This window comes from Vibrio sp. 10N.222.46.A1 (genome assembly GCF_041473595.1).
GTDB lineage: Bacteria > Pseudomonadota > Gammaproteobacteria > Enterobacterales > Vibrionaceae > Vibrio > Vibrio tasmaniensis_A.
In genome coordinates this window covers 1-3,531 of sequence record NZ_JBFRSN010000576.1, presented here as the reverse complement: position 1 = coordinate 3,531, position 3,531 = coordinate 1, and the positions used below count along the sequence as shown (strand labels likewise).

Below are 3,531 nucleotides of genomic sequence, written 5' to 3'. Positions count from 1 at the left end.
GAGCGAATCAACATGGCGAACTCATACAAAAGCGTTGTTGAATCATTCAAAGTCCCAACCATCAATGTCGGCGGCGGTTATTACAACTACCAACTGAGTGAGAACGACTCCCTACTCGGCCCGGTATTTGGTGCCTCTGATGCGGTTGAGTCAGCAACGGGCATGTCGTTACTTGAAGCCCAACACGATGGTGGGTTCTTAGGTGCGAGCATCGCGTGGGAAATGGACTTGTTTGGACGTATCGACAAACAATCCAACGCAGCGACGATTCGAGTTGAACAAGCCGAGATATTCCAATCAGGCTTGAACACCTTGATCACTGCCGATGTCATTCACAACTACCTGCAATATCGTGGCGCGCAAGAGCGAAAAATGATCGCACTAGAGAACATAGCCGACCAAAAGCAGACTTTAGAATTGGTCACCAAAGTGGTTCGCAGCGGCTACGGGTCTGAGTTAGATCTTGCTCAAGCCAAAGCCATGCTTGCGGCGACTGAATCTATTGTTCCTCAACTTGAAATAGCAGAGCAAGTTCACAAACAACGTATGGCGGTGTTGTTAGGCGAATCACTCACGAGCGTAAACCAACGTTTAGTCGGTGAATTCACCCTTCCGCGAATGAACGATGTAATTCCGACAGGCTTACCTTCTGACTTATTAGAACGACGCCCAGATATCCGAATCGCAGAACGCGAAATGGCAGCCATTAACGAAGAACTTGGTGCAAGCATTGCTAATCGCTATCCAAAGTTCTTCCTAACGGGTACGCCAGGTGTGACGGCAGGAAGCTTTGATGATCTGTTCAGTAGCGACTCATTCGGTTGGGCTGCTTCTGCCGGTATCAGTTGGAATGTATTCGATGGTGGCCGAGGCGAAGCCATGGTAGAAATGAACGAAGCAAGGTTCCGTTCTGCAGCGCTTAACTACCAACACTCTGTCGACAGCGCCTTTGCAGAAGTCGATTCAAGCTTGTTTGCCTATGGCCGTAGCCAAGAGAACCAAAAGCGCATCAATGAAGCTACCCTTGCCGTTGATAACGCGGTGAGCAAGGCAAAGTCGCTATACAAAGCGGGGCTAGTCGATTACTTGTCGGTGTTAGACGCACAAAGACAACAAAAAGCGATGCAAGATCGCCAAGTAGCCGCCAAGCTTCAAACCGCCAATACTACGATTGCAGTATATAAAGCCTTAGGAGGAGATTGGAAGGTGGCGAACGAAACGCAGAGTGTCGAATTAGCTCACGTTAACTAGTATTTCTGCTCTATGTTCTCTGCTGAATGTTCTCTGGTTCTGTGCTGAATGATGTAATAAGCGTAATAAAAAATACCGCCGTTGATTAAGGCGGTATTTTTATGAATTCGTTAACTGGCTAATGAGCTGACCAACAAGATAACCACTGACTAGGAATTAGACGCTTCGTTGCTGCCTGTATCTACGGTTTTGATCAAAGGGCCAGCACACTCGACAAAATCACCGATATCGAAAGTCTCTGGCGCATCGGCTCCACCCGTCACCCCAAAACTACCAGTAACCGTTGGCTCCTTATCAGTCTTATCTACGTCTAAAATGATCTCTACTTTATACGTGTGACCATCAGGAAGGAGTTTGGCACACTCTTCTAGTGTTGAAGCGGTAGCACCCATGCTAAAACCGAATAAACACACCGCAAGTACACTACTTTTCATTTTCAACATCATAAAACCTCTTGAAGACTATAGAGGCATCATACCAATAATCGGCAAACCTTCACGATAAACGTTGAGAAGTGAGTTCATAGCAACAAGGCCAATTAGCCCCAACCATGGGGAGCGCTTTCGCTATCATCGTACTCAGCATGACAAACCGAGCACTTGAAGTAGCTAATTTTTGATTTTGATTTATGTGAACCCAATAACACGCCGAATGCAATATTTAGAATTCGTGACTTGAGGGTGTTTTTCTCCTGCTGTTTTAACTTCACTTCGGACGCGCTTAACCTGATGTGTGACGTTTTCTTATTACAGTTTCCACATCGTAATACAGTGTCATTTTCTTGCATTTCCCTATTCCTTTAAGCACGTATATAGACAATTTCGTTATAACCTAAGTTCGCTGACTGAATTAGGTTCCAAACCGACATTAATAAACAAACGCTTAGACTCAAAGCAAACTAAAGAACCGTCACGCCTTCACCTTCAATCACTGAGTTAACATTCGCTCGCTCGATTATCTTGAGTAACGTTGTCTGGATTAACTCATTATCTCGAATTTCTGTTTCGCAAGAGAAACGCTCCTCTTGAACACCATCGCTCTCACCCAACATAAATTGAACCGAAACTTCCGTTGCGAGATCTTTTGTCGTTCCGTAATACGCTAGCGTGATTTTTGGGTATCCGTTGTCGCCTTTTTTAACCTGCTTTGCGATGCGTTTTTTAGCTTTATCTAAATTCATACAACTTCCTTTTAAGGCTGAAACTAAAAATGAACAAACGTCTGGTATATCGTAGTTTTACTATAAAGCATTACCACATCCACTACATGATTTTATGGATGATAATCCTCTTTTTCTTACGTTAGTTTTTCCACAAGAAACACAAAATTTCAATGAGTGGATATTGTAAATAGACGTCAAGATAACCAGCGGAACCCAGACCAATAATTCTGACCCATTACCACCTGAGCTATAGATAAAACCAATCGAGAAGATACCAAAAACAACAGACTGCAAAGTCCACAATGTTTGTTTGTACTTCGCACCTTTGATAATAAAAAACGTAAAAAAGCCAATTGAGCTACTGATAAGCCCATAAACCGCAAAACCTATAAAGGCTTCTTGTTGATTCATAACTCTCCCTGTCAACATCACGTTTACGGTCCGAGCAACGCTACTGCCCAAAACCATATGACCTTAAACATTAGTCAAACTTTAAACGAAAAGTGCCAAGCCTCGTAAATCACTTTTGAGTTATCTGTTCGTTAGCAGCTTTCAAGGCCGTATTTAAACCGTCTGTATCCTTACAACCAATGTAAACATGCTTTCCATTGCTTAGGCTTAACTTCAGCGCTGAACCTATCGATACATTATATAACCAACCATCGCTCAACATGCGGATGCCAATACCTTGATACCACTTGCTTTGATAAAACGATGTCTCCGTTATGTCTGACACTTCTACATTCTTACGCCAAAAACCAAAACCGAAATACCAGCTCAATGCATTGCCTTTGACCTCAATTGTCATGGAGAAAAAGAGCAAAGCAATTAACCCGTTGATGGCGTGAGCGATGAATGTTCCGGAGTTATTATCAGACGTAATGACAATGAAAGCACTTATCGAAACAAGGATGAGCAACAACCCCTTGTTGTATTCCTTACTATAAAACACAGTTATATCTCCTATAGACAACGAACAACCAATTACCTAGCCAACAGCTATCTTACTGCGGCCTTTCTAAATAATAGTGGCAAGTAATGAAAGTAGATTCCCCAAAACCAAGTAGCTTCACCTTGATACTACCGAACCAAAGTATCAAACCAGAATAACCTCGTTC

Annotated in this window: 5 protein-coding genes; 1 reads left to right on the top strand and 4 read right to left on the bottom strand. The window is 43.1% G+C overall.

Translation table 11 applies throughout. The annotated features are described in order from the left end of the window. The coding region (locus AB4496_RS16355; protein ID WP_372131371.1) for a TolC family protein at nucleotides 1-1,251 on the top strand (1,251 nt) is incomplete at its 5' end. Between the two features lie 149 nt (nucleotides 1,252-1,400). Here AB4496_RS16355 and AB4496_RS16350 read toward each other — a convergent pair. From AB4496_RS16350 to AB4496_RS16335, 4 genes are all read right to left on the bottom strand, one after another. After that, on the bottom strand, nucleotides 1,401-1,697 hold the full coding sequence (locus AB4496_RS16350; protein WP_017093512.1) for a hypothetical protein: 297 nt from the start codon (nucleotides 1,695-1,697) through the stop codon (nucleotides 1,401-1,403). Nucleotides 1,698-2,149: 452 nt separating this feature from the next. After that, nucleotides 2,150-2,431, bottom strand: coding sequence for a hypothetical protein (locus AB4496_RS16345; protein WP_102257382.1), 282 nt, complete (start codon nucleotides 2,429-2,431; stop codon nucleotides 2,150-2,152). A gap of 60 nt (nucleotides 2,432-2,491) precedes the next feature. Then, on the bottom strand, nucleotides 2,492-2,824 hold the full coding sequence (locus tag AB4496_RS16340; protein ID WP_009846781.1) for a hypothetical protein: 333 nt from the start codon (nucleotides 2,822-2,824) through the stop codon (nucleotides 2,492-2,494). Nucleotides 2,825-2,933: 109 nt separating this feature from the next. Next, nucleotides 2,934-3,386 (bottom strand): hypothetical protein, encoded by a 453-nt coding sequence (locus AB4496_RS16335; RefSeq protein ID WP_102257381.1) that lies wholly within the window; start codon nucleotides 3,384-3,386, stop codon nucleotides 2,934-2,936. Nucleotides 3,387-3,531 lie beyond the last annotated feature (145 nt).

Bases quoted from the DNA above. Each gene is read 5' to 3' on its own strand.
- AB4496_RS16350 (WP_017093512.1), bottom strand. From the start codon at position 1,697: ATGATGTTGAAAATGAAAAGTAGTGTACTTGCGGTGTGTTTATTCGGT.
- AB4496_RS16345 (WP_102257382.1), bottom strand. From the start codon at position 2,431: ATGAATTTAGATAAAGCTAAAAAACGCATCGCAAAGCAGGTTAAAAAA.
- AB4496_RS16340 (WP_009846781.1), bottom strand. From the start codon at position 2,824: ATGAATCAACAAGAAGCCTTTATAGGTTTTGCGGTTTATGGGCTTATC.